This window comes from Halolamina sp. (assembly GCF_036626355.1).
GTDB lineage: Archaea > Halobacteriota > Halobacteria > Halobacteriales > Haloferacaceae > Halolamina.
Genome location: NZ_JAZKRY010000003.1, coordinates 1 through 26,200, shown reverse-complemented (window position 1 = coordinate 26,200; position 26,200 = coordinate 1). Strand labels below are relative to the sequence as shown.

The window sequence follows — 26,200 nt, the reverse complement described above, 5'->3', positions numbered from 1 at the left end:
TTTCACTGGGGACGCCCGGCTACTTCGCCAGCGCCGCAGCCACCGCCTCGTCAGTCAACGGCATGTCCAGATGGGCGACGTCCGGGAGCGCGTCGGCGACGGCGTTCACCACAGCCGGCGGTGCAACGACCGTCCCGGCCTCGCCGATTCCTTTCACGCCCAGCGCGTTCGTCGGGCTGGGTGTTTCGGTCGCCAGCGTCTCGATATCCGGCAGGTCCCCCGCTCGGGGCAGCCCGTAGTCGAGCATCGTGGCCGCGTCGAGTCGACCATCATCGTCGTATGTCGCGTGTTCCGAGCGAGCCTGGCCGATACCCTGGGCGACGCCGCCGTGGACCTGCCCCGCCACGAGTTCCGGGTTGATCTGGACCCCGCAGTCGTCGACTGCGACGTAGCGCTCGAACGCGAGTTCGCCCGTCTCGGGGTCGACCGCCACTGCGACCGCGTGGGCGCCGAAGGTGTAGGCGGTCGCCTCCAGTTCGTAGAACGTCGTCGCCTCCAGGCCCGGTTCGAGCCCCTCTGGGAGCCCACGTCCGTAGGCCGCGCTCGCGACCGCCGCGAACGAACAGTGCTCGCCGCCGGAAACGAAGCCGGCGTCGGCGGCTGCCACGTTCTCCGGGTCGGCGTCGAGTTTCGTCCCCGCGATCCGGCGGGCTTTCTCCCGAACCGCCTGTGCGCTCTCGGCGACGGCGTTGCCGCCGACGATGGTGCTCCGGGAGCCGAACGTCCCAGTCCCGGTCGGAATCTTGGCGGTGTCACCTTCGACCACGCGGATATCGTCGATATTGACGGGGAGTTCGTCGGCCACGATCGCCGCGTAGGTCGTCTCGTGGCCCTGGCCATGGTCGTGTGTCCCGGCGGTGACGGTGACGCTGCCGTCCGGATGGACCCGTACGACGCCGCTCTCGAAGCCGCCGCCGGTGCTCTCGACGTAGGCGGCGACGCCGACACCCCGGAGCCGGCCGTCCTCGTCGCGTTCGCCGCCGCGGGGTTCCTCAGCCACCGCCTCGGCAACCGCATCGAGCACCGGTTCGTAGTCGCCGCTGTCGTAGGTCGCCCCAACCGGCGTCTCGTAGGGGAACGGCTCGATTGGATCCTCGGCATCTCTTCCGATCAAATTCCGTCGACGGAGCGCCACGGGGTCACGCCCCAGTTCCTCTGCGGCCACGTCGACCAGTCGCTCCGTGACGTAGATGGCCTCCGGCCGGCCGGCGCCGCGGTAGGAGTGTACCGGCGCCGTCGTCGTGAACACGGCGTTCGTCTCGCAGTGGATGGCGTCGACGGTGTACTGGCTCGACAGCAGCCGACCGTACCAGCCCGGCATCGCGGCGCCGCCGCCGAGCGCATAGCCGCCCGCGCCCGCGTACGTCTCGACCCGGATGCCGAGGAACTCGCCGTCGTCGGTGAGTGCCAACTCCGCCTCAGTCCGGTGGTCGCGGCCGTGGGCACCCTCCCGATAGTTCGCCGATCGGGTGGCGGTCCACTTCACCTCCCGGCCCAGGTCGCGGGCGGCCCAGGCTGCCATCGCCTCGCCAGGATGGTGGTGGCCTTTGTGGCCGAAGCCGCCGCCGACCTCCGGCGAGATGACGCGGATATCCCGCTCGGGCAGGCCGAGCGTGTACGAGAGCTTCCGGCGGTGGCCATGGGGCGACTGGCTCGACAGCGTCACGGTCAGCCCCTCCTCGTGGCCGTAGCGGGCCAGCGCCGCCCGCGGTTCGAGCGCGCTCGGGACCAGCCGGTTGTTCTCCAACTCGACCGAGACGACCTCGTCGGCCGCCTCGAACGCCGCCTCGGTCTCCGCTTTGTCGCCCAACTCCGCCGTGACGGCGACGTTGTCCGGCACGTTCTCGTAGAGCGTCGGCGCATCCTCGCTCGCGGCTTCGTCGGGTTCGGTCACCGCTTGCAGTTCGTCGTAGCGCACCGCCACGGCCTCGACGCCGTCGGCCGCGAGATACCGGTCCTCGGCGACCACAGCGGCGACGGGCTGGCCGTCGTATCGGACTTTCTCGCGTGCGAGCACGGGGTGACCAGGTACCTCGCAGTCCAGCGGCTCCGTCGAGGCTGGCAGCACCATCGGCGCGTCGCCAGCAGCGAGGTCGTCCCAGGTGTACACCGCCAGGACACCGTCGATCGCCGCCGCGTCGGTCGTCTCGATCGCCTCGATCTGGCCGTGGGCGACCGTGGAGCGGACGAACGCGAGTGCCGTCGTCTCCGGGCCACCGAAGTCGTCGGTGTAGGTCGCCTCGCCCCGGAGCAGCGGTGCGTCCTCACGGCGCTTCTGGGACTGGCCGACCGAGCCCGGCGCCTCCGCTGGGTCGACGTCCGGTTCGAACCCCTCGGCGTCCAGCACGTCGCGGTCCTCGGTGGACATCAGGCGCTCACCCCAGCCCGGTCGGCAGCCCGCGCAAGTGCCTGCGAAACCGCTCGTTCGGTGTAGCTCGGCAGCAGGCGACGCCGCTGCTCGGCGGCGACGAGATGGTCGGCCCGCACCCGGTCGGGGTCGACTCCCGCACCGGCGCGGTCCGCGGCGTCGGCGACCGCCTCGTTCGGGCGCTCCGAGTCCTCCCCCGCTGAGACGCCGATGAGCGCCTCCTCGACGCCTGTGAGCCGCGTCGGGCGCGGTGTCAACCCGTTCACCGCGACGCGGGCCTCCTCGACGACTGAGCCGTCGAGGTCGACCCGCGCCGCCACGCCGATGGCTGCATAGCCCGACGAAGGATGGGTTTTCCGCACATACGCACTGGCGCGATCCGGCTTCGTGTGGAGGGTGAGCTCCGTGAGTAGTTCGTCGCCGCGACAGACGGTCTCACCGTCGACGTCGTAGAACTCCTCGACGGGAAGGGTTCGCTCCCCGCCCGGCCCGACCAGCTGGAGCGTCGCGTCGGCGACGAGCGCGGCCGCCGGGATATCACTTGCGGGGTGGGCGGCGGCGAGGTTACCGCCCACAGTCCCCCGGTTGCGAATCTGTTTGTCTCCCACGGCGGCGGTTGCGTCGAGCAACCCGTCGACACCGGTCGGCTCAGCATCGAGCAGGTCGGCGTAGGTGGTGAGTGCGCCGATGGTGAGGGCCCCGGCCACGCCGGTGGCGGCCGCCGAGCGCTCACGCGCCACGCCACGGAGGCGTTCCAGTGCGCCGAGGTCGACGACGGTTCCTGGTGACTCCTCGCGCTGTTTCAGCGTGGGAACCAGATCGTGGCCACCCGCGAGCGCGACAGCGTCCTCGGCGGCGAGTGCAGCGAGTGCGGTGTCCAGATCCGCGGGCTTCCGGTAGTCGAACGCCGGCGGAAACATCAGTCCTCACCCCCGTTGGCAGCCGGTGCGTGAGCGCACCCGCCGTCGGTCTCGAGCGGTTCCAGCTTCCGTGCCGCGTCCTCGACGGCGTCGACGATGTTCGTATAGCCCGTACAGCGACAGAGGTTCCCTTTCAGCCCGGCACGGATCTCCTCACGACTCGGGTTGGGGTCGTCCTCGAGCAGCTCTCTGGCGGTGAGTACCATCCCCGGCGTGCAGTAGCCACACTGGAGCCCGTGCTCCTGGTGGAAACTCTCCTGTATTGGGCCGAAATCAGGCTCGCTCGGCGCCGTTTCGGTCGCCTCAGTCGTCCTCGCGAGCCCCTCGGGCGGCCCCTCGACGCCGGAGACGGTGGTGACCTCTCTGCCGTCAGCCTGGACCGCCAGCAGACAGCAAGATTTGACCACATCCCCGTCCAGTTCGACTGTGCAGGCGCCGCATTTCCCCGACTCACAGCCGACGTTCGGTGCGGTGTGGCCGTGTTCTCTGAGCGCGTGGACCAGAAGCCGTCTGGCTTCGACCGTTACGGTTTCTCGCTCCCCGTCGACGGTGATCGTTATCTCGTGTTCTGACATTCGTTGGAAACTCGATTGGGCCGGCCCGACTTAGGGATTGGTGCGCATGTCAGTGGCTACCGGTGGCCCGACAGTCCAGAAGCCGTTTGTTCTTCGAGCCCGAATCACGGTTACATGAGCCCCTCGCTCCCGCTTGCCGCGGGCGTTCACGGGCAGTCACCGGCGACGCTGGTGCTACTGACCCTCGGCGCGGCGCTGACCGCCGTCGTCGCCGGGCTCGCAGTGGCCGCGTTCGTCCGCCGGCGCTCCCGCCCCTATCTGCTGGTTGCGATGGCGCTCGTCTCGCTCGTCGCCCGGACGGCAGTCGGGCTAGCTGGCTACGCCGAGATGGTCAGCCCGGAGCTCCATCACCAGTTGGAACACGCCCTCGACATCGTGATGTCCGCACTGGTCATCGCCGCCGTCTACCTCGTCGGTAGCTCGACTGCCGACAACGGAGGCCACCGGCCGGCCAGAGCTGATGGAGGGAGCGATGCCGGGCAGCACACTGAGAACCAACGACGGCCAGAGGAGGTAAACCGGTGACGACGCGCGAGCGACTGCTGGCCCACGTGCACGAGCATCCGGGTGTTCACGTCAGTGCGCTCGGCAGACAGCTCGACCTCGCGCCGGGGCAGGTGCAGTACCATCTCCGGCGGCTGCGCAAGCGCGATGCCGTCGTCGCCGACGAGCGCTACGGCCGTACCCACTACTTTCCGCCGGGCTACGACGACCGGGAGCGCCGAACGCTCGCACTCGCCCGCCGGGAGACGGCTCGGGGCATCCTGTTCGCCCTGCTCGAACGCGAGGAGGCCACCGCCGGCACGCTCACCGACGAGCTCGGGATCGCCCGGAGCACGCTCTCATACCACGCCGACCGGCTGGTCGAGGCTGACCTGGTCGAGCAGTCGAAAGACGAGCGTGGCCGCGTCCACTTCTCGCTCGTCGAACGGGAGGAGACGTTACGGCTGCTGGGGACGATCCGCCCCTCGCTACCCGAGCGGTTGGTTGACCGGTTCACCCGGCTGGTCGACGATCTGCTGGAACCATAAGGGCGAGCACGGCGCCGGCTGCTGGCTTTCGACAATCCCACCAGAACCCACTTTCCCGTCCGGACCCTTTCCGGAGCTATGAGCGACGCAACCGGAATCGACCGACGGGAGTTCGTGAAGGCGGCGGTCGCCATCGGCGGCGCATCGGCGCTCTCGGCCTGTCTAGACCGCGGTGGCGTCGACGTGCCCCGCGGGCCGGACGAGCCAGGCACGACATACCCCGAGCGCCAGCACGCCTGGAACGAGTTCCTCCCCTCCGATGACGCGGGCAACAACCACCACCCGCGCCACCGGGTGTTGCTCGCGCTCGACTACGGTGACGGGACACCAACGGACAGCGAGCGCGAGACCGTCGAGGTCGCGCTCCAGGGAGTCGAGCGCGCCTACGAGCGGTCCAGCGACGGGCTGCTGACGACGATCAGCTACTCGCCGTACTACTTCGACCGGTTCGACGAACCGCTCCCGGAGAGTGTCGACCTGCCCGAGCCCGAGGCGCTGGCCTCCTTCGAGGACCCTGACCCCGACGATATCGACGCACTGGTCCATCTCGCGAGCGACCACGCCGAAGTCGTGCTTGGCGCCGAAGAAGCGCTGAAAGGAGAGGTCTCCACGCTCAACGACGTTGAGCAGCCCGAACCCGCCCTCACCGATGTGTTCTCCGTGCGGGAGCGGCGGACGGGGTTCGTGGGCGAGGGGCTCCCCGCCGAGAATCAGGACGTGGACGGCGTCCCAGACAGCGGACCGGTGTCCGAGGACGCCCCGCTCTACATGGGGTTCGAGTCCGCGTTCGACGGGAACCAGCCGACTGAGAACCGCGTGACCGTCGAGTCAGGGCCGTTCTCGGGGGCCACCACCCAGCATCTCTCGAAAATCGAACTGAACCTCCAGCAGTGGTACGAGCAGGACAGCCGCGACCAGCGCGTCTCCAAGATGTTCTGTCCCCATCACGCAGCCAACGATGTCGTCGAGGGGAGCGGGAAGAACCTCGGTGACAACGCACAAATGAACGACTGCGGCGACCCGACAGAAACTGCACGCACCAGCGGCGTCGTCGGCCACGGCCAGAAGATGGTCGACATCCGCGAGGACGACGCGCCGATCATCTTGCGCCGGGATTTCGACTCCACCGACGGCGGACGGGCCGGCGTGCATTTCCTCTCGCTCCAGCGAGCGGTCGATGATTTCGTCCGAACCCGGGAGGCGATGAACGGCGAGGCCGTCGCGGCGGACTCCGCGGTCGGCCAACGTACCAACAACGGGATTCTCCAGTATATGAACGTGAGCCGGCGGGGGAACTTCCTCGTCCCGCCGCGCTCGCTGCGTGCGCTCCCGCCCGCGGACCCCGACGCTACCGAGCGGTCCACGGAGGTAGCAGATGTCTCGGCCTGACGGTGATTCACCGCCCAGACGGGCGTTCCTCGCCGGCCTCGGCGCCGCGGGGCTGAGCGGGCTCGCGGGCTGTGCCGGCTTCTCGCTCGAATCCAGCAACCGACAGCCCCCACTGGTCGAAAACCGTCCGGATGGTGTGTACTACCCGACCCACGTCGAGGGGATGCAGATGTCGGGGATGGGAAGCGACGGCGCCTACAAATGCGCATTGACCTACACCTACCCCCATCGATTCTGGACCATTACGGGGACGAACCGCAACACGGTGACCGTTGGCGAGGACGACTCGCTCCACCTGATGCCGGTCGTCTGGCACGCGGAGACCGGTATCGTCACGCCGGACGTGAACCCGAACATCGCCGTGGCCCAGGACGGCGAGCGCGTCACCGAGGTCAGCCCGTGGCCGATGCTCTCCCAGCCGATGGGGTTCCACTTCGGGGATAACGTCCAGCTTCCCGGGGAGGGGAGCTACGAGATCACTGTCTCCGTCGGCGAGCCCGGGAGCCGGCGGACCGGCTCGCTGGCGGATGCGGGGTCGGCCAGCTTCGAGTTCAGCCTCGACTACCAGCGCTCGAAGCTCGACGAGCTTTCGTTCACCGATATTCCCGAGGAGAAAGAGGGGACTCTCGGCGCGGTGCCGGCGATGGGGATGGAGATGGTCCCATCCACAGCTGTCCCCGAACCCGACGCGCTCCCTGGAACGCTCCGCGAGACGGGAACGAGCGGTGACGCCGAGTTCGCCGTGACCACGCTGGAGCGCTCGGCGCAGTACGGCGGGAGCGAGAGCGAGCCGTATCTCGCGGTGTCGCCCCGGACGCGGTACAACGGCTACACGCTGCCGTTGATGTCGCTCTCGGCGACGCTGGAGCGCGACGGCGAGACCGTGTACGACGACGTGCTCCGCGCCACGGTAAGCCCGGAGCTCGATATCCATTACGGCGCCGCGGTGCCGAGCGTCGAGACGGGCGACGATCTTACGATCATAATCGACGCGCCGACACAGGCGTCCCGCCACGAGGGGTACGAGACCGCGTTCCTGGAGATGGAGCCGGTCGAGTTGACGCTGTAAGCCGGCTCAGTCACCCAGCTCTCGTTTCGCCCGCTCGCCCCGGTGGAGTTCGAGCGCCGGAAGCTCGTCCGCCGGGGCGAAGCCGAACGCCTCGCCGTAGAACGCCAGTTCGAACTCCAGGGCCTGCCGGCTCGCGTCGGCGGTGCGGAAGCCGTGGCGCTCCTCGGGGAACAGCACGTACGCATACGGCGTGCCAGTCTCGACCAGCGCGTCGACCATGTCCGCTGCCTGCTCCTGGGGCACGACCTGATCCATCCCACCCTGGAGCAGGAGCAGCGGCGCGTCGATACCGTCGGCGTGGAACACCGGGGAGCGCGCCTCGTAGATGTCGCGGTCCGCCGGGAGCGAGCCCACCAGCCCGTCGAGATAGCGCGACTCGAACTTGTGAGTGTGTGTGGCGAGCGCCTCCAGGTCGGCGACGCCGTAGTGACTGGCGCCGGCGTCGAACTCCTCGTGGAACGCCAGTGCACAGAGCACGGCGTAGCCGCCGGCGCTGCCCCCAGTGATGGCGAGACGGTCGCCGTCAGCCCGTCCGGTCTCCGCGAGATGTGCCGCAGTGTCGACGCAGTCCGCAGTATCGAGCACGCCCCACTCGTCCTGGAGTGCGTCGCGGTACGCGCGGCCGTAGCCTGTCGAGCCACGGTAGTTCACGTCGGCGACGGCGAACCCGCGGGAGGTCCAGAACTGGATATCGAGGGCCGCAACGGGGAGCGTCTGGCTCGTCGGCCCGCCGTGGACCATCGTCACCAGCGGCGGCTCCGCATCCGGGGGCGCGTCCACCTCCGGGTTCTGGGGCGGGTAGTAGAACGCGTGGGTTTTCTCACCGTCCCGGGTCGGCACGTCGAGATGCTCGGGTTCCGAGACCACCTCGGGCGCCAGGTCGAGTTCGAAGGATTGCCGAATCCGGTCGAGCGCCCTCTCGCGTTCGTCGTGGCCCTCATCAGCTGCCGGGGGCGCCCAGCGTGCAACTGTCGCTGGCGTCGTCGGCCCGCCGCCGATGAACGCGAGCGCCTCGCCGTCGGAAACGAGTCGGGCGTGCGGATACGCCTCGAACGGGAGGGTAGTCTCAGTCAGGTCGTCGTCCTCGTCGAGCAGGCAGAGCGAGCCCACACCGTCGGAGTTCCGGAGGACCGCGGTCCGGACGTTGCCGCCCGACGCGCCTGCACGGTTCGCGTCGTCTTCGCCCGACGCGCCTGCACGGGCCGCGTCGTCTTTGAGGAAGGCGTACGTCGAGAGGCCGAAACTCCACTGTGGAACGCCGAACTCCGCGTCCTCGGGGGTCCGGTTCGTCGGCTCGGCCTCGCCGTCTGCGTCGACGGCGTAGAGGTTCCACCAGCCCGTGCGGTCGGAGACGGCGTGGAGTCGGCCCCCGGGGCTCCAGCCCGGCTGGAACACCGACTCCTCGGGACCGCCCATGACAACTCGCTCCCCGGAGAGGCTACCAGCTTCGTCGACGGCTGCGACGTGGAGTTCGGTGCCGTCCCAGGGCATCCGCGGGTGGTCCCAGGTGGTCCACGCCAACTGCTCGCCGTCGGGCGAGAGTCGCGGGAACGAGTAGAAATCGTGGCCGCTGGCGACGACCATCGGCGCCGTGCTGCCGTCGGCCGGCAGCGTGACCAGCTCGGTTACGGCCTCCCCGTCGGTGTCCTCGCCTTCGTGACGCTCGCGAACGGCGTAGAGCCGTGAGCCGTCGGGCGTCACCTCCATGTCCGCGTAGCGCAGCCCGTGCTCAGTTTCGGGGTCTGGGGTGACCGGCGTCGGCTCAGCGTCCGAGCCGTCCGTCCGATACAGCCGCTGGTCGTCGAAGTCCGCGTAGTAAACGGTCCCCTCGTGGACGGCGAAATCCCCGCCGCCGTACTCGTGTACGAGCGTGCGGACGTCCGTCTCCTCGGGGGTGACCTCGACGGCCCCCGCGTCGGCGGAGTTGTTCGTGCGCATGACGACGCCACGGCCGTCCTCGTCCGGTCGTCGTTCGAGCCAGTACGTGTCCCCGTCTTCGGCGGCGATAGGGCCGAACCGGAGCGTCTCCGCAGCCACGTCCCCGGCGGAGACGGGAGAGGCCCACTCGCCGTACGGTGTGTGAGACATAGCCCTGAGTTGTGAGCTATCCGACTTTACCGTTGGCCCTGTGACTACACGATGTATGAAAAGTGTGGAACTTGTAGAAATTCTATGCTGTAGCCCGAGGAGCGTGCCAGTTTTTACCTCACAGTCGAACCCCTCAGGTTTGCGTGGACCGGGGATGTCGCGTGCTGCACTCGCTGGCTGTGGTGCTGCCGGTCTCGGAACCACGTTCCCGAAATCCTGGAGGTTGACGGTGCTGTTGGGGCTGTACTGGCGGTCAGCAGGAGCGATGGTTGCCGGTGTTCTTTTCGACGCAGGAGCCCCTCGGGGGGCGTCCCGTGCCGTCTTCACGAGCGATGAACCACCCCTCACAGAGCAGCGGTTGGGCGGGCGCGTAGTCGGACAGCGATAGCGAAGCCAAAGATACCCGCCGGCGAAAAAAGAACTCGGGGGCAACGTCATCGAGACGGCCAACACCTCCCGGGATGGCGGGAGCGAATCGGTCATCGGCGGCGTGATCTCGGAGGACGACCGTGATTCACTGGTCGTCGCCTCGAAGCTCTACGGGACGATGGACGAGGGGGATCCAGTATGGAATGGGGCCGTTCTCAGATCGCTTCATAGACGGTGTCGGCCAGCACCGGGAGCCCGGTTTGGCGGTAGCCACCGTCGGGGCTCGTGTGGCGCTCCTCCCGTTCGAGAACGCAGCGGGGGCTGGCGTCTCAGCTTCTATCGCTTCGTAACAAGTGGAAGACGTACGTCTGTGCGTAGCCCGCGTAGGCCTCGGCGCCGCTCTCGCCGAACACCTCGTCGGTCTCCGGGAGGCCACCGCCCAGGCGCTTCCGGAGCGCACGCGAGGTCTCGTCGTAGTTTCCGCCCGCGCAGTCCGAAAAGTACTCCTCGATAGCTGTCTGAATCCAGGTGTCGAGCGGGTTGGCCTGTAGATAGCCCAGCGAGAACAGCAGCACGCAGTCGGCCACCTTGTCCCCGACCCCGACGAAACGGGTGAGATGCGCTCTGGCCTCCTCATAGGGTTTCCCGCCGGCGTCCGCGGGGTCGTCCTCCCCCTCGGCGACCATCTCGGCGGTGCGCTGGACGTACGGCGCGCGGTAGCCGAGACCGAGCTCTCGGAGGTCGGCCTCCGTACAGTCCGCCAGCGCCTCCGGCGTCGGGAAGGCGTGGAGCGTTCGGTCGCCGAGGCTGACCGGCGTGCCGCAGCTCTCCCGGAGCGAGCGCTGCATCCCGTGGATGCGAGCAACCCGCATCTGTGCCGAACAGATGAACGAAACCAGGCAGGGGAACGGCGGGTCCCGAACGACCCGCATCCCACGGTACCGCTCGATGGCTTGCTCGATCAGCGGCTCGTGGTCCGTAGCGTCATAGATAGCGTTCAGGTCATCATCGAGCCGAAGGAGATGGGTAAGCAGCGCTTCGCCGTCCGCGGGTTCGGTTGGCTCGTTGGGCCCCTCCTCGTCGACGTCGACGCCGCCGGCCTCCCACTCCAGCCGGCCGTCGTCGACGCTGCCGGTCTGCCGCACACGGAGCACTGTCGGGCGTTGGGTCAGCTCTGTCGACAGCGAGTGGCGGTCTGGCAACCGGGCGAGACCCGGTGACGCCGGGAGGACTGTCTCGTACCAGCCATCGCCGCCGTGGGCTGCGAGCTCGGTGTAGTCCTCGCCGTCAGCGCGCTCCCAGAGATACGTCTGGCCGCTTTCGAGTGTGGACTGCAGGTCGAGGGGACCGTCCAAATCCGCAATATCGAGGTGTCCGGACTCCATTATCGGATTCAGGTGGAGCGGGCGCTTCGGGGTTTCGATACTGTCCAATCAGGGCCCGGAAAGCGATAATCGTGCGTGACCTCCTGGAGTCGGGTCGGACCCGCGCCGGCAGGGTTAGCCGTCGAACAGCTCCGGCACCCCGCCGTCGGTGACTGGATTCGAGCTGACGCTCCGCATCGCGTACGTCATCTCCGCGAACGCAGCCGTTGGCCGGATGGAAGACTGCATGTCATCGAATAACACACTCCACCGTTGAGTATCTTCGGGAGGCTCCACAACCGCTATGCAGGGGGGCGCCCCAGAGCCGAGCATGACCACGAGCGATTGGGGCGATTGGCTGCCACGGGCCGTCGAGGCGGCGAAGCCGGCCGGTGTCGCCATCTGGTATCTGGGCTGTAACGGATTCGTACTGAAAGGGAGCGACGGGACGACGCTGTTCGTCGACCCGTATCTCGGGACGGGTGATCCGCCCCGGACGGTCCGGATGATTCCGGTGCCGTTCAATCCCGAAGACGTCGACGAGGCCGATGCAGTGTTCGCCACCCACGAACACAGCGACCACGTCCACGGCGAGTCACAGGCGCCGATACTCGAAACGACCGGTGCGGAGTTCATCGCGCCCGACGCGTCGATGGCAGCCGCACGCGAAACCCAGGCGTGGGAGGACCGCTGGGACCTCGATACAGCGCAGTTCCGGGAGGTCGCCGAAGGGACTGTGCTGGATATCGGCGAGTTCACCGTCCACGTCGTCGAGGTGAACGATCCCGACGCCGAGCATCCGGTGGGCTACGTCTTCGAACACGAGGCCGGAACAGTGTTCCATCCCGGGGATTCCCGGCCCACCGACTCCTTCAGCGCGCTGGGCCGGGAGTTCGATATCGACCTCGGCATACTCGCGTTCGGCACGGCCGGAATGATTCCCGACAAGGAGACGCGGGAACCGAAATACACCCGCTGGTACAGCGACGAGTCCCGGGTCATCGAGGCTGCAAACGCTCTGCAGTTGGACCGCTTGCTCCCGAGTCACTGGGACATGTGGAAAGGGCTGACGGGTGACCCGACCGCGCTGCACAAACACACAGCTTCCTTCGAGCACCCCCACCAGCTCGAACTGGTCGAAATCGGCGATCGGGTCGACCTGTCGGCCTGAAGACGCTCTCGAGACTCCCAGAGGCCGTTTCGGAGTTGGCAGAGTCCGGTGACACCCGTTTCTGTATCTGGATATTGAGCGCGGTCGCGAAGATCGTCGACCGCATTCCCGACTCGTTGCCGATGGAGCGTGTGGGGCTCCATCCGGGTTTCGAGAGCGTAACTGGACGGCTTATCAGGCTTACCGCGTCGAGTTCGAGTGAGTCAGAGCGTCGTCGCGAGCAGCAACCCGACACCGGCGAGGGACAGCAGGAGCGCGACCAGATAACCGACGAAGCGTCGGCTCCCGTGGGCGTGGGTGGCGTCGAACAGAACGCTCCCGGCGCCCGCCAGGGCGAGCACCACACCGACGAGGAGCAGGGTGTTCGAGAGCACCATTATCGGCCGCCCCGCCCCTCGCGTTCCTCCTCGCTGTCATCCGCGTGAGCCTCGTCGTCGCTGACGCCGGAGAATCGCTCTACTTCGTCGGGGCCGAAGCCCAACTCCTTGCGCTGCTGTTCGTCCATCCCCTTCTCTACGTCCTGTGTCCCGATGCCGGAGATGATGGTGGTCCCGACGCCCCCCTCGACGGGCATATCCACATCTATCAGCCGGTTGCCGTAGCGATGGCGGCCCAATATTCCGAGGCCGACGATGATGACCACCTCGAATAACACCAGCGCCCTGACCACCGGGTCGAGGATGTACACCGGCACGACCAGCAGGAGGGTGACGGCGATACCGCTCAGTACCAGGTCGACGAGCTCCTCGGACGCTGACTGGCCTGCAGCTGACATCCGTCCCCTGGGTTCGAAGGCGGAGTCCATGAGACGTCTGCGTACGCACCACACGAAGGGATTGTGGTCGGTAGACACTCCCGGCCAGCGGCGTCTGGTTCCGCAACGGCTTTTCCGGCGGGCCTCGTTTCTGGGGTAATGACCGAACCGGTTCCCATCGCGGTACCCCGCAAAGGCCGCCCCTTGGAGGCGGTGTTAGAGCGGGTAGCGACCATCGCCGACGAGCCCGACGCCGAGTCGCTCGTCGATAACGTGACCTCGGTGCTGCGGTACGAGAAAGCCATCACGAAAGGCGAACAGCGCACCGAGGCCGACAGCTACGAGCGGCTGGCGGAGTACTCGGAGCTCTCCAGTGGCCCCGAGTACACACTGCTCCGTGACGATCGTCCGGGGAAACCACGCCGTATCGTCTTCGACAGCCTGCAGTTGCGCCTCGATGGGAAACCGGTTCATCTGGTGGGCCGCGAAGAGCCGTTCCGCGCGCTGCGAACCCACGAGTTCGCGCTCGGGTTCGACGCTGCGGACCTCGTGCTCGAGGAAGTGGTCGCCCTGGCACCTGAAGGGGTGGCCGACCTCGACGCCGTGAACGAGCGCATCGACCCGATGGAGTCTGACGTCCGGGTCGTCACCGGCCTGGGCGATACGGTGTATCACACGCTGCTCGGCGCGCCCGAAACGGTGCCCGCCGGGACGGAACTCGACCGAGAGTTCCTCCGGGAGTACGTGGGGGCGCTCTGTATCTCACCACGCTACGAACGGCTGGTAGAGGCGGTGCTCGGCACTGAGGCCATCGACGGGCTGGAGTTCGCCTACCCCGACGAGGAGGAGGAGGAAGAAGCGGCTATCGCCGAAGCGGGGCTCGGCATCTACCTCACCGTCACCGGGACCACCGCTCGCGAACACGGATTGATACTGGGTGAACAGCTGTTCCCCAGCGAGACGGTGCTGTTGGAGAACTCCGCGGAGGTCGACGAGGAGATCGAGCGCATCCGGGCCACCATCTCCGGTGACGACCTCAGAGAACAGACCGAACTCTGGGCCGAGTAACGCGGACCGAAAATAGAGAGACCGCGCGGGCGACAGGGATCGGTCTGGCGACGTACCGCGCGCCGGTATCAGGCCAGCCTGAAAGCGTCGCCACTCCTCGCGGCCCACGTTTCGTCACGCATTAGCCGGGGGCACCCGAGCGCAAGATATGAACCTCGAAGCGACGTTCGGCCGGAGCCAGCCTCTCGTCGGGATGGTCCATCTCGACCCGCTCCCCGGCGCACCGCAGTTCGACGGCGACCGCGAGGCCATCATCGAGAACGCCCGTGAAGACGCGCGCGCGCTCGAGGACGGTGGTGTCGATGCCGTGATGGTCGAGAACTTCGGCGACGCACCGTTCTACCCCGACGACGTACCCAAACACGTCGTCGCCTCGATGACACAGGCGGCCGGTGCGGTCGTCGACGAGGTGGCGCTCCCGGTCGGGATCAACATCCTCCGGAACGACGCGATGGCCGACCTCGCCGTCGCGCAGGCCGTCGGCGCCGAGTTCATGCGCGTCAACATCCACACTGGCGCTCGCGTGGCGGACCAGGGGGTCATCGAAGGACAGGCCTACCAGACGATGCGCGAGCGCGACCGGCTCGGCGTCGACGTGAACGTGTTCGCCGACCACGACGTGAAACACTCCGCGCCGATCGCCGCCGAGGATTTCACCGCCGAATCCTTCGCCGACAACGTCGAGCGGGGGCTAGCTGACGCGACAGTGGTCTCCGGGATGGGGACCGGGCACGCCGTCGATGGGAAGGAGCTCCAGCAGGCCGCCGACCGCCGCGAGGAGTTCGGCCTTGACGTCCCGCTGTTCGTGGGCAGCGGCGTCACAGCCGACACGGTCGGGGAGATCCTCCAGATCGCCGACGGCGTCATCGTCGGCACGGCGCTCAAGGCGGGGGACGCCTCGGGTGACCCGGTGAGCGAGGTGCGAACCCGGGAGCTTGTGGAGGCCGCCGACGCGGTCCGACAGGACTGAGCGCCGCCGCGGCTGGCAAGCCTCGCGAACAGGCGGCCGGTTCGACCCCCGAGCGCGTGGCCGCGCACCCGCTGTGCGCTCAGGGACTGTTCTCAGTGCATCGGAGGCCATGGTCCCGTCCTCGCTGATAAGCTCTTGTAAGCGGTGCGGCCGAGCAGCCCTCAGAAGCCGATCATCGAGCAGCAATCCCGCCAGTCCAGCTCGACCTCGACGAGGGTGGGACAGCTGTTTCGCGGTCTTCCCACGTCCTGGAACGTGGACCAAGGTTCATTATCTGGGTACTGTAACCTGTTCACCATGGATGTTCTTGCACCCATCGACGGGTCGGAGTGTAGTTTCAGAGCACTGGAGTTCGCCATCGAGTTCGCCGAACGCTACGAGGCGACGCTCCACGTGATCCACATCACGGACTTCGAAGGGGAGGGGACCAACGACGTAATCGACCGCGCCAAGGAGAAACTCGCGGATGCGGGGGTCGAAACCGTCCCCCAGGTCGAAACGAACCTCAGTATGTCTACCCCCGGGTACGCCAACCGTGTCGGGAAGGACATCCTTCAGATTGTCGACGAAGAAGGACACGACCACGTGGTGATGGGTCACCACGGAACGGGCCGCGTCGGTCGGATTATTCTCGGCAGTGCCGCCGAGACAGTGCTCCGAGCGACTGACGTGCCAGCAACCATCATCCCGTAGCCCACGTCCGGCCAGGCGTCCGCGATACGCTCTCCGAATCGTTGTAACTGATTCAGCAGCGAGCGCCCCTTCGCTACTCGTTCAGAGCTCCGGCGCGGCGTTCCCGCTCACAGCCCGCCGGTGCCCGAAGGCGCGCTGGGAATCTCGATCTCGTTGATGGGGAGGTCGAGCTCCTGCAGCCCGGCCTTCATATGCTCGTCTTTCACGTACTCCGCACCCGCGTGGACGCGGTTGGCGTGGGCGCGGGCGAGCACCTCGCCGCGCCGGTCGTCCGGAATCTCGAACTTGTCTGCGGCGAGTTCGATCACCAGCCCGTTGTGGTCACGGGTGTAGAGCGAGTGGAACGCGCCGCGGTCGAACTCGTTGTAGCTCATCCCTTCGGCCTCCAGGGCCTCGGCGATCTCCGCCATGCGCTCGCCGTCGATGCTGAACGCGAGGTGGTGAACGTCGCCGATGCCGCTGCGGCCGGGCCGGGGGTCGGAGTCCCGGTCCTCGCTCACGAAGAACGTGATGATGCGGCCATCGCCGGCATCGAAGAACAGGTGAGTCACATCCGGTGCGTCGAGGTTGGGCTGGCGCAGCACCAGCGGCATCCCGAGCACGTCCCGGTAGAACTGCACGGTATCCTCCTCGTTACTGCCGATGAGGGTGATGTGGTCGACACCGGTGACGCCAACGGGGCTCTCGGGTGTCTCGGCGGAGATCGGAATATCGCTTTCGTCTGCCTGTGTGGGGGATGGGTTTTCGGCCATGGGTGTTTCGAGTTTCGAGTCACGGACGTAAATCCGTTCCCCGACATGACCGATACCCCGTGACACGAGGGTTACGGGGGGCGGCCGCGAGACCCTACCGACCGTGCTCACTGAGGAATGCCCGGACAGTCTCCCTGTCGGCCAACCCGCCACGGGCACCCTGGGCCGAGCAGTTCAGCGCTGCTGCCGCGGCGGCGAACTCGCCGGCCATCGCGGGGTCGGCCTCGCCGAGCAGCCAGCGGTCGATGAGCGCTGCGACGAACGCGTCGCCGGCCCCGGTGGTGTCCACGACGTCGACGTCGAAGGCATCGATTGCAGTCGTTTCCTCGCCGTCGAACACTGTCGAGCCGGCCTCGCCGAAGGTGACGGCGCCGCGGCGACAGCCCCGTTCCCGGAGGGCGTCGACGGCCATCGTTGCCGGCCGGTCGAGATAGGACTCGGCGGCCAGTTCGCCGACGACGAACAGGTCGGCCGCGCGAACGGCCCGGTCGATCGTTTCGCGCTCGGTACCGCGGTCTTTCAGCTCCGCTACCGGGCCGGAGAGATCAAACACGAATGCGGGCCCGTCGGGCTCCTCCGCGAGCGCTATCAGCTCCGTCGTCACCGGGTCAGGGACGTACGCGGTCGCGAAGACGGCGTCCGCGGCTCTGAGCGCCGTGCGGTCATCCTCGTCGAGTCGCAGTCGCGTTGTCGAGTCGCCGGCAGTGATAATCATGCGGTCGCCCGCCGGCCCGCGCGGGATGATGCAGTGGGTTGTGGTCCCAGGACGGCGCCGTACCAGACTCGTATCCAGGGGACCGGCGTCGAGATCGGCCTCCACGCGGTCACCAAACCCGTCCTCGCCGAGGCGGGCCAACAGCCCAGCCGCGCGGCCCAGGCGGGCTGCACCGGTGGCGACGTTGGCACCGACCCCGCCGAAGGAGTCCGAGACGGAGTGGGCGAACGCCCCGCCGTCTGGCTCCGGGAGGTTCGTTACCTCGTAGGTGCGGTCGACGGTGGCAGCGCCGACGGCGACGAGTTCGTGGCCGTCGCTCCCGGCGGTTGTGTCGGCATGCGTCGAATCCGGCTCAGGACTCATCGACAAGCGGGAACTGGGCCAGTCGAACCGCCGCCATGGCCGTGAGCCCCTTCCCGGTGACGGAGTCCTGGCTACGTTCGCGGTGGCCACGCATCATGCCGGCGTGGTCAGTGACCGGCACCAGTCGGGCTTCGGTCCCCTCACTGGTGACGTCGAGCAGCAGGTACGACTGTGGGAACGAACAGGTCGTCGGCGTCATCAGCTCCCGGACCCCCTGCTCGATCGTCGCGGAGGGGAGGTGGAGATGGCCCGTCACGATCAGCGGGACGCCGTGTTCCGAAAGCGTGGCGACGAACCGGTCGGGGTTGCGCAGGACGGGTGGGATCGCCATCTCGGGCTCGTTGGTCTCCTGATGTTCGAGGAGCTGGTCCGACATCGTCGGCAGGTTGTGATGGACCGCGATCAGCGGCGACGCAAGCTCCGGCAGGGTCTCCTCGAGCCAGTCCAACTGTTCGTCGGGGACCAGCCCGTCGTGGGAGTCGGTGAGCCAGTCGTGGCCGCCTGCGCTGTTGAGCCCGACGATATCGACACCGCCCACGCGCTCGTGGAACGGGAAGCCGTCACCGTCAGGGGTGTACCGCTCCACGAACTCCGAGAGAGGGAGGGGCTCGTGGTCGTCGCCCTCCTTTGGGACGTCGTGGTTGCCCGGAATGGAGCGGAACGGCGAGTCGAGGTCGGCGAGAATCTCGTCGGCGGCGTCGAAGTTCCAGCGCTCGCCGTCCTTGGTGATATCCCCGACACAGAGCGTGTACTCCACGTTCCGCTCGTTGATATCGGCGACGGCGTTCTGGAGATGCGCCTCGGTGTAGTCGAACAGTTTCGAGGTCCCCGCCGATCGGGTAGAGACGTGGGGGTCGGCGACGACAGCGATACGGGTTGGCTCCTTGCTCCGTGGACGCTCGAGATCGGCCATGAGGCTCCCGGGCGGGCTCCCGCTGTGGTCGACAGGTTCGGCCATGGGGACTGCTGGGCCGACCGCGGGCATAAGTCCACGGAACACGTGTCGCGCCAGTAACGGCTCGTCGCCGGGCCGGGTTTCGAACGACAGAACGTGTCCACTCGTTAGTGCCGCCCATCTCTGAGGAGAATAGCTCCCCCTCGATAGCCGAACCAACAACAGAGTGTTCGGACCGTCACCCGTAAAAAGGGTCAGAGATTCCGGCCGGTTCCCGGCTGTAAGCCCGGCAGAATCCGGCGGGGCGGAATCGCCGCCAAAATCACAGAACCGACACCTCAGAGCCGATTACGCTATATATCTCTCAGGAGCCATCCCCAGACATCGTATTTTGATTCCTCGATAGCGCGGAGAAAACATATCCGGAGAGTAAGGTATATACATCGTCGGTTTTCGTCTCAGAACGATGCCCGAGGAGAGTACTCGGCGGTCGTTCTTGACGGCGGCAGGCACCGGTCTTGCAGCGGCGCTTGCCGGCTGTGGCGGTAATGCACCGGACGAACAATCGACAGAGACGGAGTCCGACACACCGATGTCGTCCGAGACGGCGACAGCGACCCCGACCGAAGAGAAGACCTTCACCGGCGGAACCTTGCAGATGGCCTCGGAGGGGCCGGTTCAGACGCTCGACCCCGCCAACGCGAAAGGGTCGGGCGCGGGGTACAACCAGTACGCGGAGTCGCTGATGGAGTTCCCCAACGGCGACCTGCCGCCCGAGCCGTCGCTCGCGACGGACTACTCCATCTCCGACGACGGTCTGACGTACACGTTCGACCTGAAGGAGGGCGTGACGTTCCACAACGGCGACGAGCTGACCGCGGACGACGTGATCTACTCCTGGGAGCGCCTCGCCGGCGCCGAGGAGACCCAGAACGCCGACGACATCGTCGGTGGGACGTTCACCATCGCCCACGAGGGCAACACCGGTGAGTCCGTCACCAACTACGTCCCCGACAGCCTCGAAATGGAGGCCGTCGACGACTACACCTTGGAGGTCACGCTGGCGGCTGCGTTCCACGCCTCAATCTCCCAGATCGCGGGCGGCGCGTTCGCCATCTACCCGGAGAACTCGGTCGCCTATCCGAAGGACTACCAGGACCACGGCCTCGACGGCCTGATGTACGAGGGCGAGTACGACTACAACGAGTTCTTTTCGACGAAAGGCGACGGTCCGTTCTTCGCCGCAACCGGCCCGTTCAAGGTCGACTCCTGGTCGAAGGGCGACACCATCGAACTCTCGATGTTCGAGGACTACCACGGCGAGGGCCCCTACATCGACGGGATCACGTTCACCGTCATCGGCAAGGCCAACACGCGGTACAGCCGGTTCGTCAACGGCAACCTCGACATCCTCGAGGGGCCGCCGACAGCCCAGATCAACCCCGACAATCTGAACATCGAGCGTGACCGCGGGAGCTACAGGGCCGGTACCTACGAACTCGACAACGGGTCCACGGTCAACTACGGGGAGGCCACGGCACTGGACACGGACTACATCGTGTTCAACACCGCCCGGACCCCCAAACCCGTCCGGAAAGCGTTCGCCTACCTCACCAATCAGCACGCCATCGCGGAAGACATCTACAAGGGGATGGCCGAACCGGCCTACTCCCTCACGCCGCCGCCGGTCTACATGAACGACGGCGACATGTCGCCGACCGAGAGCTACGAAGCGCACTATCAGGACGGCGAGAACAACCAGCTCGACTTCGCGTCCGACGGCTGGATGTACGGCGTCGGCGAGACGCGCATCGAGGACGCCAAGGCGGTCATGGAGGAGGCCGGCTACGGCCCGGACAACCGCTACGACGTGGAGTTCACGGTCTTCTCCGGCAGTAGCGACTGGGACCGCATCTCCAAGCGCCTCCGCAACAAGGCGGAGACGGCCTACATCAACGTCGACATCACGAAGGCGGACTTCGGGACCATCATCACCCAGGCGATCAACGGGAACATGGACATGTTCTCGCTGGGCGACGGGATGGAGTGGCCCGAATCGGACAACTTCCTCCGCTTCATTCCGCCGTACGAGAACCCGGCGTTCATGTTCACGCGCTGGACCCACCGAGTCGAGGCGCCGGACGTCGACTTCAACGGCAACGACCCCGAGACGGTCGAGGAGGATCTCGTCGCGGAGATGCCCGATAACGTCGACTCCGGTCACGTCTCCGTGTCTCCCTCGGATGACACCGACGGGCAGGGGACGGCCGCGGTGTTCATCGAGGACATCACCGCCGACGAGTTCGCGGATATCATCGACTCAGCAGGCTACTCCTCTTCCACGCCGACGGCCATCGGCGCCGGCTTCGACGACCTGATGCCGGTCGCCGATAACGCGTGGGCGGAGCACTACGAGCCCCACACGGGTGCGGGCGAGGAGAACCAGCAACAGCGGAACATCGGCTACTACACAATCGAGGAGGTCAACTGGGAGACGGTACAGGAGATGCCGACGGTGTACGGCACCACCCAGCGGCTCTGGAACCCTGAGGTCAACGTCCGCATGGCGGGAACGATGGAGAACCAGACGTTCAACACGGTCACTATCGAGCGCGACGACTAACGCCGTTTCGTCCGCTCCCCGTCGAACTCCTTGCGAAAATTCTTCCCGTCGCCCCGGCAAGCCTCGAACCCACCACAACACACCCAATGAGCCGATTCAACTACCTCGGTAAACGTCTGCTGATGTCGTTCCCCGTGCTCTGGCTCGGCACCAGCGTGACGTGGTTCATCATCTATCAAGGACCGATCAACCCCGCAGCGTACGTTCTGAGTCAGTCACAGACCCAGGACCCCGAGAAGGTCGAGGCCGCCGAGACCCAACTCGGGCTCAATCAGCCGCCGTTGGAACATTACCTCGACTGGATGTCGAGTCTGTTCATGCTCGATCTGGGCCAGACGTGGCTCCTCTACCCGGGCTCGAACGTCAACGCCCTCATCATGGACTTCCTGCCCCGGACGGTGTGGCTCGGGTTCTGGTCAGTGATCATCGCCGTCTTCATCGGCGTCCCATTGGGGTTCTACGCGGGGCTCCACTCGAACACGCTCGCGGACTACATCGCCTCGGTGTCGGGCATCGTCTGGCGGGCGATGCCGAACTTCTGGCTCGCGGTCATCCTGCTGTCCCTCCTCGTTAGCTCCGAAGCGATGTTCGGCGTCGACTGGGACACGGCCCTTATCCCGCTCGACTCCGGCATCACTGGCAACCCCCAGCTCAGCTATATGGACGGCAAGCCGTGGGCGCTGTTCACCGAACCCGGCAACACGTTGGCGGCCATCAAGAAGATCATCCCCCCGGCCATCGTGCTCGGCTCGGCGTCGATGGGCAACGAGATGCGCATCGGCCGCACGGCCGTGCTGGAGACGAAAAACGAGAAGTACATCGACCTCGCGCGTGCGAAAGGCGTCTCCGACCGGATGATCGTCTGGAAACACGTTCTGCGGAACGCGCTGGTGCCGCTCGTCCCGGTCATCACCAGCGAGGCGTTCCTGCTCATCGGCGGCTCGGTCCTCGTGGAGTCGGTGTTCGGGATTCAGGGCATCGGCTTCCTCTTCTTCAAGGCCGCCATCCAGGGCGACCTCCCGCTGGTCGGGACGCTGATGTTCGTTTTCATCGTACTCATGCTCACTATCAACATCGCACAGGACATCCTATACACGATTATCGACCCGCGCGTCGGCTACGAGGAGAAGTAAGATGGCGACCAGAACGCAAACCCGCTCGACGACACTTCGCACGCGCATCGCGGAGTACCCCCAACCGGCGCTGCTGTGGGCCGGCGTGGCGGTGTTCCTCCTGCTGCTGGAGCTCGGTGCGCTGCTCCGGTTCCCCGGGACGCTGCTGGTCGACTTCGTGCAGGCAGTTCCCGGCGATTACGACGCCGGTATCTTCGTGGCGTTCGTCGACGCCGTCTCCGGAATCCCGACGCTACTCTCCCGCGAAACGATCCCTAACCAGGGCTACTTCGACGGGAGCGGCTACCAGGGCACGTTCCTCGGCCTCGCGCCCGCGGTTGCGTGGGGAGTCCGCGTGACACTCATCTACCTCTACGCGGCCGCCTGCACCTATTGGGTGTGGGTGGCGTACGACTGGTACCGGGTCTACTACCGGGCCGCCGACTGGACCCCCCGCGACGACGTCGTCGATCGGCTCCGGGGACACAAATGGGGGATCTTCGGCTTCGTCGTCGTCTTCATGTTCGTCACGATGGCGATCTTCGCGCCCGCGCTCGGGCCGACGACCGTCGACCGGAACCTGCAGGACCCCTACGGGCACACGCTCGAGTACTGGGACGGCGACTCCGTCCAGGAGACGACCGTCGGCGCTGCGAACATCGGGGCCCAGTCGGTCGGCTCCGAGGGCTCGAACGTCGGACCGATGGAGTACGACGACTTCGGCCGGTTCCATCCGTTCGGGACGTTACCCGGCGGGAAAGACCTCTTTACGTTCATCGCTGCGGGCTCGCGCATCTCGCTCATCATCGGCCTGCTCTCGGTGGGGCTCTCAGCGGGTGTCGCCGTGTCGCTCGCGCTGATCTCCGCCTACTACAAGGGCGCCGTCGACCTGGGTCTCGTGCTCGTCTCCGACTCCGTGATGGGGATGCCCCAACTCCTCCTACTCATCATGCTGACAGTGGTGCTTGCGGGCACGTGGATCGGGAAGCTCTACTCAGGGGCGTTCGTACTCGCGCTCATCTTCGCCGGGACGGGCTGGCCCTACCTCTGGCGCTCGCTGCGCGGGCCCGCGCTCCAGGTGTCCGAGCGCGAGTGGGTCGACGCGGCCAAGAGCTTCGGCCAGACCCCGGGGAGCATCATGCGGAAACACATGCTCCCCTACATCACGGGCTATCTGCTCATCTACGGCTCGATGACGCTGGGCGGGGCGATAATCGCCATCGCCGGGCTGTCGTTCCTCGGCCTCGGCGTCGACCCACCAACCCCCGAGTGGGGCCGGGCGGTCAACGCCGGGCAGGACTACGTCGACACCGCGTCGTGGCACATCTCCCTGATTCCGGGAATCCTCATCACACTGGTTGTCACCGGCTTCAACGCGCTCGGTGACGGCATCCGCGACGCCATCGACCCCGAATCCGACAGCGCTGCCGGCGAGGCCGGCAGCCGCGGAGGTGGTGCCTGATGGCGCTGCTCGAAGTCGAGGAGCTGCACACGACGTTCCACACCGAGAAGGAGACCATCCGCGCCGTCGACGGCGTCTCCTTCGAGATCGAACGCGGCGAGACGCTGGGGCTGGTCGGCGAGTCCGGCTCGGGGAAATCGGTCACCGCTCGCTCCGTGCTCGGCCTGGTCGACGAGCCCGGCATCGTCGAGGCGGAGGCGATGCGGTTCCGCGGCGACGACCTCGCGGAAGTCGGCTGGGAGCAGGCCCGTGGCGACCTCTCCATCGTCTTCCAGGACCCGATCAACTCGATGAACCCGGTGTACACGGTCGGGAACCAGATCGAGGAGGCGCTACGAATCCACCAGAACCTCCGGGGGAAGGCAGCGACGGACGAGGCCATCTCGCTGCTCAAGGACGTCGGGATTCCCGACGCCGCACGGCGGGTCGACGAGTACCCCCACCAGTTCAGCGGTGGGATGCGCCAGCGTGCGGTCATCGCTATCGCGCTCGCCTGCGACCCGGATCTCCTCGTCTGCGACGAGCCGACGACGGCGCTCGACGTGACCATCCAGGCCCAGATTCTCGACCTGCTGGACGAGCTCCAGCGCGAGGAGGATCTCGCGGTGCTGTTTATCACCCACGACATGGGCGTCATCGAGGAGACGGCCGACCGGGTGAGCGTCATGTACGCCGGCGAGCTCATCGAGACCGCACCCGTCGACAAGCTGTTCGAGAACCCCCGGCACCCCTACACCCGTGGCCTACTCGCGAGCATCCCCGGCCGGACCGTCAACGGCGACCGGCTCCCCACGATCGAGGGGGAGGTGCCGACGGCGACGAGCGAGCCCGACTCCTGTCGGTTCGCCCCGCGCTGTGCGTACGCGTTCGCTGACTGCAACCAGGTCCATCCGGAACGGATCAACGTCAGCGAGGACCACGGGGCCGCCTGCCTGCTCTACGACGAGCGGTTCCCCGAGGAGCCGCCAGCGGGTGGCATCGACGCCGTCGTCGGAGGTGACGAACGATGAGCGAGCCGTATCTCGAGGTCAAGAACCTGAAAAAGTACTACGACGCCGGCGGCTTCCTCGGGGGCGACCCCGTGAAAGCCGTCGACGGCGTCAGCTTCGAGATCCGCGAGGGCGAGACGCTCGGGCTGGTTGGCGAGTCCGGCTGCGGGAAAACCACGCTGGGTCGCACCATCCTGAACCTGGAGACGGCGACCGAGGGGCGGGTGATGTCGGACGGCCGTGACGTGAGCAGCATCTCCGGGAAGGAGCTCCGGGAGTGGCAGCGCGACGCCCAGATGGTGTTCCAGGATCCCGACTCCAGTCTCAACGATCGGATGACCGTCGGCGAGATCGTCCGCGAGCCCCTGGACGCCCACGACTGGAAGACGCCGCAGGAACGGCGTGATCGGGTCCACGACCTGCTCGAGAAAGTCGGACTCCAGGAGGAGCATTACTTCCGCTACCCCCACCAGTTCTCCGGCGGCCAGAGCCAGCGTATCGGTATCGCCCGCGCGCTCGCGCTCGAACCCGAGTTCCTCGTCCTCGACGAACCGGTGTCCGCGCTCGATGTGAGCGTCCAGGCCCGGATCATCAACCTGCTCGAGGAACTGCAGGAGGAGCTCGGGCTCACCTACCTGTTCATCGCCCACGACCTGAGCGTGGTTCGGCATATCGCCGACCGCACCGCGGTGATGTATCTGGGCGAGGTGATGGAGCTCGGGAAGACCGAGGCGGTGTTCACTGACCCCGCCCACCCCTACACCGAGTCGCTGCTCTCGGCCATTCCGGGCTCCATCGCCGACACGGGCAAACGCATCACGCTGCGCGGGACGCCGCCGAGCCCGCGCGACCCACCGAGTGGCTGCCGCTTCTCCACGCGCTGTCCGGCGAAGATCCGCCCCGACGAGTACAGTCTCACCGGCCAGCAGTGGGAGGCCGTCGACGAGCTCTACTCCGTGTTCCGTGCGCGGGCCAACGCGGAGTTCGACCTGCTGGACGAGCTACGCAAGCGGCTGGGGATCGAGGACTCCGAAACCGTCGATGAGCTCCTGGTCAGCCTCTTCGACGGCACCGCCGTCGGCGACGACGGAACCGTCGACCTGCCGATGGACGAGGTCGAGGCGACGGTCGTCCAGGAGGCCGCGGAACTGGCTCGTGACGGTGATGACGAGGCCGCCGGCGAGCGAATCCACGAGGCGTTCGGTAGCGTCTGTAGCGAGGAGCATCCCAAGTCGAACGCAGTCAGTGAGGACCGCGAGAGCCGCTGTCTCCGCCACGGTGAGGAGTACGAGCCCCCGGGAGTCGTCATCGAGCGGCGGTACCGGAGCGGCGACGACGGCGGGGCGACCGAAGCGGCCGGCGACGACTGATAGTGATTACTGCGAGTCTGTCCCGCCGTGACCAGCCGTGTCGGTGATGGGAGCCCCTGACCCGGCGGCTTTCGACACCGTCGATGACCC

23 protein-coding genes are annotated in these 26,200 nt (G+C 66.8%); 13 read left to right on the top strand and 10 right to left on the bottom strand.

What is annotated here, in order from left to right:
• Positions 1-19: 19 nt before the first annotated feature.
• Genes V5A38_RS00855 through V5A38_RS00845 form a run of 3 tightly spaced genes read right to left on the bottom strand, consistent with a single transcriptional unit; the run spans position 20 to position 3,863 of the window.
• Positions 20-2,368, bottom strand: coding sequence for a xanthine dehydrogenase family protein molybdopterin-binding subunit (locus V5A38_RS00855; protein ID WP_332323850.1), 2,349 nt, complete (start codon positions 2,366-2,368; stop codon positions 20-22).
• Complete coding sequence (locus V5A38_RS00850) at positions 2,368-3,288, bottom strand: FAD binding domain-containing protein (protein WP_332323849.1); 921 nt, start codon at positions 3,286-3,288, stop codon at positions 2,368-2,370. The genes V5A38_RS00855 and V5A38_RS00850 overlap by 1 nt, the downstream gene beginning before the upstream one ends.
• Positions 3,288-3,863 (bottom strand): (2Fe-2S)-binding protein, encoded by a 576-nt coding sequence (locus V5A38_RS00845; protein ID WP_332323848.1) that lies wholly within the window; start codon positions 3,861-3,863, stop codon positions 3,288-3,290. Before V5A38_RS00845 ends, V5A38_RS00850 begins: the two co-directional genes overlap by 1 nt.
• Positions 3,864-3,977: 114 nt before the next feature.
• Between V5A38_RS00845 and V5A38_RS00840 the strand changes: the two genes are divergently transcribed.
• The 4 genes from V5A38_RS00840 to V5A38_RS00825 all read left to right on the top strand — a co-directional run bounded on the left by V5A38_RS00840 (position 3,978) and on the right by V5A38_RS00825 (position 7,352).
• Positions 3,978-4,388: a hypothetical protein gene (locus V5A38_RS00840; protein ID WP_332323847.1), complete on the top strand. Its 411-nt coding sequence runs from the start codon at positions 3,978-3,980 to the stop codon at positions 4,386-4,388.
• Positions 4,385-4,894, top strand: coding sequence for a MarR family transcriptional regulator (locus tag V5A38_RS00835; protein WP_332323846.1), 510 nt, complete (start codon positions 4,385-4,387; stop codon positions 4,892-4,894). Before V5A38_RS00840 ends, V5A38_RS00835 begins: the two co-directional genes overlap by 4 nt.
• 78 nt (positions 4,895-4,972) lie before the next feature.
• On the top strand, positions 4,973-6,283 hold the full coding sequence (locus tag V5A38_RS00830; RefSeq protein WP_332323845.1) for a Tat pathway signal protein: 1,311 nt from the start codon (positions 4,973-4,975) through the stop codon (positions 6,281-6,283).
• Positions 6,270-7,352, top strand: a complete 1,083-nt coding sequence (locus tag V5A38_RS00825; protein ID WP_332323844.1) for an iron transporter — start codon at positions 6,270-6,272, stop codon at positions 7,350-7,352. Before V5A38_RS00830 ends, V5A38_RS00825 begins: the two co-directional genes overlap by 14 nt.
• Before the next feature lie 6 nt (positions 7,353-7,358).
• Here the strand turns inward: V5A38_RS00825 and V5A38_RS00820 are convergent, their stop codons facing one another.
• Complete coding sequence (locus tag V5A38_RS00820) at positions 7,359-9,440, bottom strand: prolyl oligopeptidase family serine peptidase (RefSeq protein WP_332323843.1); 2,082 nt, start codon at positions 9,438-9,440, stop codon at positions 7,359-7,361.
• A 698-nt stretch (positions 9,441-10,138) separates the two neighbouring features.
• Positions 10,139-11,194, bottom strand: coding sequence for a DNA glycosylase (locus V5A38_RS00815; protein WP_332323842.1), 1,056 nt, complete (start codon positions 11,192-11,194; stop codon positions 10,139-10,141).
• A 310-nt stretch (positions 11,195-11,504) separates the two neighbouring features.
• Between V5A38_RS00815 and V5A38_RS00810 the strand changes: the two genes are divergently transcribed.
• Complete coding sequence (locus V5A38_RS00810) at positions 11,505-12,344, top strand: MBL fold metallo-hydrolase (RefSeq protein ID WP_332323841.1); 840 nt, start codon at positions 11,505-11,507, stop codon at positions 12,342-12,344.
• Between the two features lie 203 nt (positions 12,345-12,547).
• On the opposite strand, the gene V5A38_RS00805 is transcribed toward V5A38_RS00810, so the two are convergent.
• Together V5A38_RS00805 and V5A38_RS00800 are read right to left on the bottom strand one after the other, a co-directional pair.
• Positions 12,548-12,721, bottom strand: a complete 174-nt coding sequence (locus tag V5A38_RS00805; RefSeq protein ID WP_332323840.1) for a hypothetical protein — start codon at positions 12,719-12,721, stop codon at positions 12,548-12,550.
• A complete protein-coding gene (locus V5A38_RS00800; protein WP_332323839.1) occupies positions 12,721-13,149 on the bottom strand; it encodes a hypothetical protein in 429 nt (142 codons plus the stop codon). Before V5A38_RS00800 ends, V5A38_RS00805 begins: the two co-directional genes overlap by 1 nt.
• 108 nt (positions 13,150-13,257) lie before the next feature.
• On the opposite strand from V5A38_RS00800, the gene V5A38_RS00795 reads away from it, so the two are divergent.
• The 3 genes from V5A38_RS00795 (at position 13,258) to V5A38_RS00785 (ending at position 15,829) form a co-directional block, all read left to right on the top strand.
• On the top strand, positions 13,258-14,166 hold the full coding sequence (locus tag V5A38_RS00795; RefSeq protein ID WP_332323838.1) for a hypothetical protein: 909 nt from the start codon (positions 13,258-13,260) through the stop codon (positions 14,164-14,166).
• Positions 14,167-14,314: 148 nt separating this feature from the next.
• Positions 14,315-15,136, top strand: a complete 822-nt coding sequence (locus tag V5A38_RS00790; protein WP_332323837.1) for a BtpA/SgcQ family protein — start codon at positions 14,315-14,317, stop codon at positions 15,134-15,136.
• A gap of 297 nt (positions 15,137-15,433) precedes the next feature.
• Positions 15,434-15,829, top strand: a complete 396-nt coding sequence (locus V5A38_RS00785) for a universal stress protein (RefSeq protein ID WP_332323836.1) — start codon at positions 15,434-15,436, stop codon at positions 15,827-15,829.
• Between the two features lie 107 nt (positions 15,830-15,936).
• On the opposite strand, the gene V5A38_RS00780 is transcribed toward V5A38_RS00785, so the two are convergent.
• The 3 genes from V5A38_RS00780 to V5A38_RS00770 form a co-directional block, all read right to left on the bottom strand.
• Complete coding sequence (locus V5A38_RS00780) at positions 15,937-16,581, bottom strand: VOC family protein (RefSeq protein WP_332323835.1); 645 nt, start codon at positions 16,579-16,581, stop codon at positions 15,937-15,939.
• A gap of 94 nt (positions 16,582-16,675) precedes the next feature.
• A complete protein-coding gene (locus V5A38_RS00775) occupies positions 16,676-17,659 on the bottom strand; it encodes a carbohydrate kinase family protein (RefSeq protein WP_332323834.1) in 984 nt (327 codons plus the stop codon).
• Positions 17,649-18,617: a metallophosphoesterase gene (locus V5A38_RS00770; protein WP_332323833.1), complete on the bottom strand. Its 969-nt coding sequence runs from the start codon at positions 18,615-18,617 to the stop codon at positions 17,649-17,651. The genes V5A38_RS00775 and V5A38_RS00770 overlap by 11 nt, the downstream gene beginning before the upstream one ends.
• A gap of 403 nt (positions 18,618-19,020) precedes the next feature.
• Between V5A38_RS00770 and V5A38_RS00765 the strand changes: the two genes are divergently transcribed.
• From V5A38_RS00765 to V5A38_RS00745, 5 genes are all read left to right on the top strand, one after another.
• Complete coding sequence (locus tag V5A38_RS00765) at positions 19,021-21,177, top strand: ABC transporter substrate-binding protein (RefSeq protein ID WP_332323832.1); 2,157 nt, start codon at positions 19,021-19,023, stop codon at positions 21,175-21,177.
• An 86-nt stretch (positions 21,178-21,263) separates the two neighbouring features.
• Positions 21,264-22,310 (top strand): ABC transporter permease, encoded by a 1,047-nt coding sequence (locus V5A38_RS00760; RefSeq protein WP_332323831.1) that lies wholly within the window; start codon positions 21,264-21,266, stop codon positions 22,308-22,310.
• A gap of 1 nt (position 22,311) precedes the next feature.
• On the top strand, positions 22,312-23,751 hold the full coding sequence (locus V5A38_RS00755) for an ABC transporter permease (protein ID WP_332323830.1): 1,440 nt from the start codon (positions 22,312-22,314) through the stop codon (positions 23,749-23,751).
• A complete protein-coding gene (locus tag V5A38_RS00750; protein WP_332323829.1) occupies positions 23,751-24,761 on the top strand; it encodes an ABC transporter ATP-binding protein in 1,011 nt (336 codons plus the stop codon). Before V5A38_RS00755 ends, V5A38_RS00750 begins: the two co-directional genes overlap by 1 nt.
• Entirely contained in the window at positions 24,758-26,110 is a 1,353-nt protein-coding gene (locus V5A38_RS00745) for an oligopeptide/dipeptide ABC transporter ATP-binding protein (protein ID WP_332323828.1), read from the top strand. Before V5A38_RS00750 ends, V5A38_RS00745 begins: the two co-directional genes overlap by 4 nt.
• The last annotated feature ends 90 nt before the right edge of the window (positions 26,111-26,200 follow it).

Excerpts from the sequence above, each read along its gene's own strand:
- V5A38_RS00855 (WP_332323850.1), bottom strand. The coding sequence starts at position 2,368 with ATGTCCACCGAGGACCGCGACGTGCTGGACGCCGAGGGGTTCGAACCG.
- V5A38_RS00850 (WP_332323849.1), bottom strand. The coding sequence starts at position 3,288 with ATGTTTCCGCCGGCGTTCGACTACCGGAAGCCCGCGGATCTGGACACC.
- V5A38_RS00845 (WP_332323848.1), bottom strand. The coding sequence starts at position 3,863 with ATGTCAGAACACGAGATAACGATCACCGTCGACGGGGAGCGAGAAACC.
- V5A38_RS00840 (WP_332323847.1), top strand. The coding sequence starts at position 3,978 with ATGAGCCCCTCGCTCCCGCTTGCCGCGGGCGTTCACGGGCAGTCACCG.
- V5A38_RS00830 (WP_332323845.1), top strand. The coding sequence starts at position 4,973 with ATGAGCGACGCAACCGGAATCGACCGACGGGAGTTCGTGAAGGCGGCG.
- V5A38_RS00825 (WP_332323844.1), top strand. The coding sequence starts at position 6,270 with ATGTCTCGGCCTGACGGTGATTCACCGCCCAGACGGGCGTTCCTCGCC.
- V5A38_RS00820 (WP_332323843.1), bottom strand. The coding sequence starts at position 9,440 with ATGTCTCACACACCGTACGGCGAGTGGGCCTCTCCCGTCTCCGCCGGG.
- V5A38_RS00815 (WP_332323842.1), bottom strand. The coding sequence starts at position 11,194 with ATGGAGTCCGGACACCTCGATATTGCGGATTTGGACGGTCCCCTCGAC.
- V5A38_RS00810 (WP_332323841.1), top strand. The coding sequence starts at position 11,505 with ATGACCACGAGCGATTGGGGCGATTGGCTGCCACGGGCCGTCGAGGCG.
- V5A38_RS00805 (WP_332323840.1), bottom strand. The coding sequence starts at position 12,721 with ATGGTGCTCTCGAACACCCTGCTCCTCGTCGGTGTGGTGCTCGCCCTG.
- V5A38_RS00800 (WP_332323839.1), bottom strand. The coding sequence starts at position 13,149 with ATGGACTCCGCCTTCGAACCCAGGGGACGGATGTCAGCTGCAGGCCAG.
- V5A38_RS00795 (WP_332323838.1), top strand. The coding sequence starts at position 13,258 with ATGACCGAACCGGTTCCCATCGCGGTACCCCGCAAAGGCCGCCCCTTG.
- V5A38_RS00790 (WP_332323837.1), top strand. The coding sequence starts at position 14,315 with ATGAACCTCGAAGCGACGTTCGGCCGGAGCCAGCCTCTCGTCGGGATG.
- V5A38_RS00785 (WP_332323836.1), top strand. The coding sequence starts at position 15,434 with ATGGATGTTCTTGCACCCATCGACGGGTCGGAGTGTAGTTTCAGAGCA.
- V5A38_RS00780 (WP_332323835.1), bottom strand. The coding sequence starts at position 16,581 with ATGGCCGAAAACCCATCCCCCACACAGGCAGACGAAAGCGATATTCCG.
- V5A38_RS00775 (WP_332323834.1), bottom strand. The coding sequence starts at position 17,659 with ATGAGTCCTGAGCCGGATTCGACGCATGCCGACACAACCGCCGGGAGC.
- V5A38_RS00770 (WP_332323833.1), bottom strand. The coding sequence starts at position 18,617 with ATGGCCGAACCTGTCGACCACAGCGGGAGCCCGCCCGGGAGCCTCATG.
- V5A38_RS00765 (WP_332323832.1), top strand. The coding sequence starts at position 19,021 with ATGCCCGAGGAGAGTACTCGGCGGTCGTTCTTGACGGCGGCAGGCACC.
- V5A38_RS00760 (WP_332323831.1), top strand. The coding sequence starts at position 21,264 with ATGAGCCGATTCAACTACCTCGGTAAACGTCTGCTGATGTCGTTCCCC.
- V5A38_RS00755 (WP_332323830.1), top strand. The coding sequence starts at position 22,312 with ATGGCGACCAGAACGCAAACCCGCTCGACGACACTTCGCACGCGCATC.
- V5A38_RS00750 (WP_332323829.1), top strand. The coding sequence starts at position 23,751 with ATGGCGCTGCTCGAAGTCGAGGAGCTGCACACGACGTTCCACACCGAG.
- V5A38_RS00745 (WP_332323828.1), top strand. The coding sequence starts at position 24,758 with ATGAGCGAGCCGTATCTCGAGGTCAAGAACCTGAAAAAGTACTACGAC.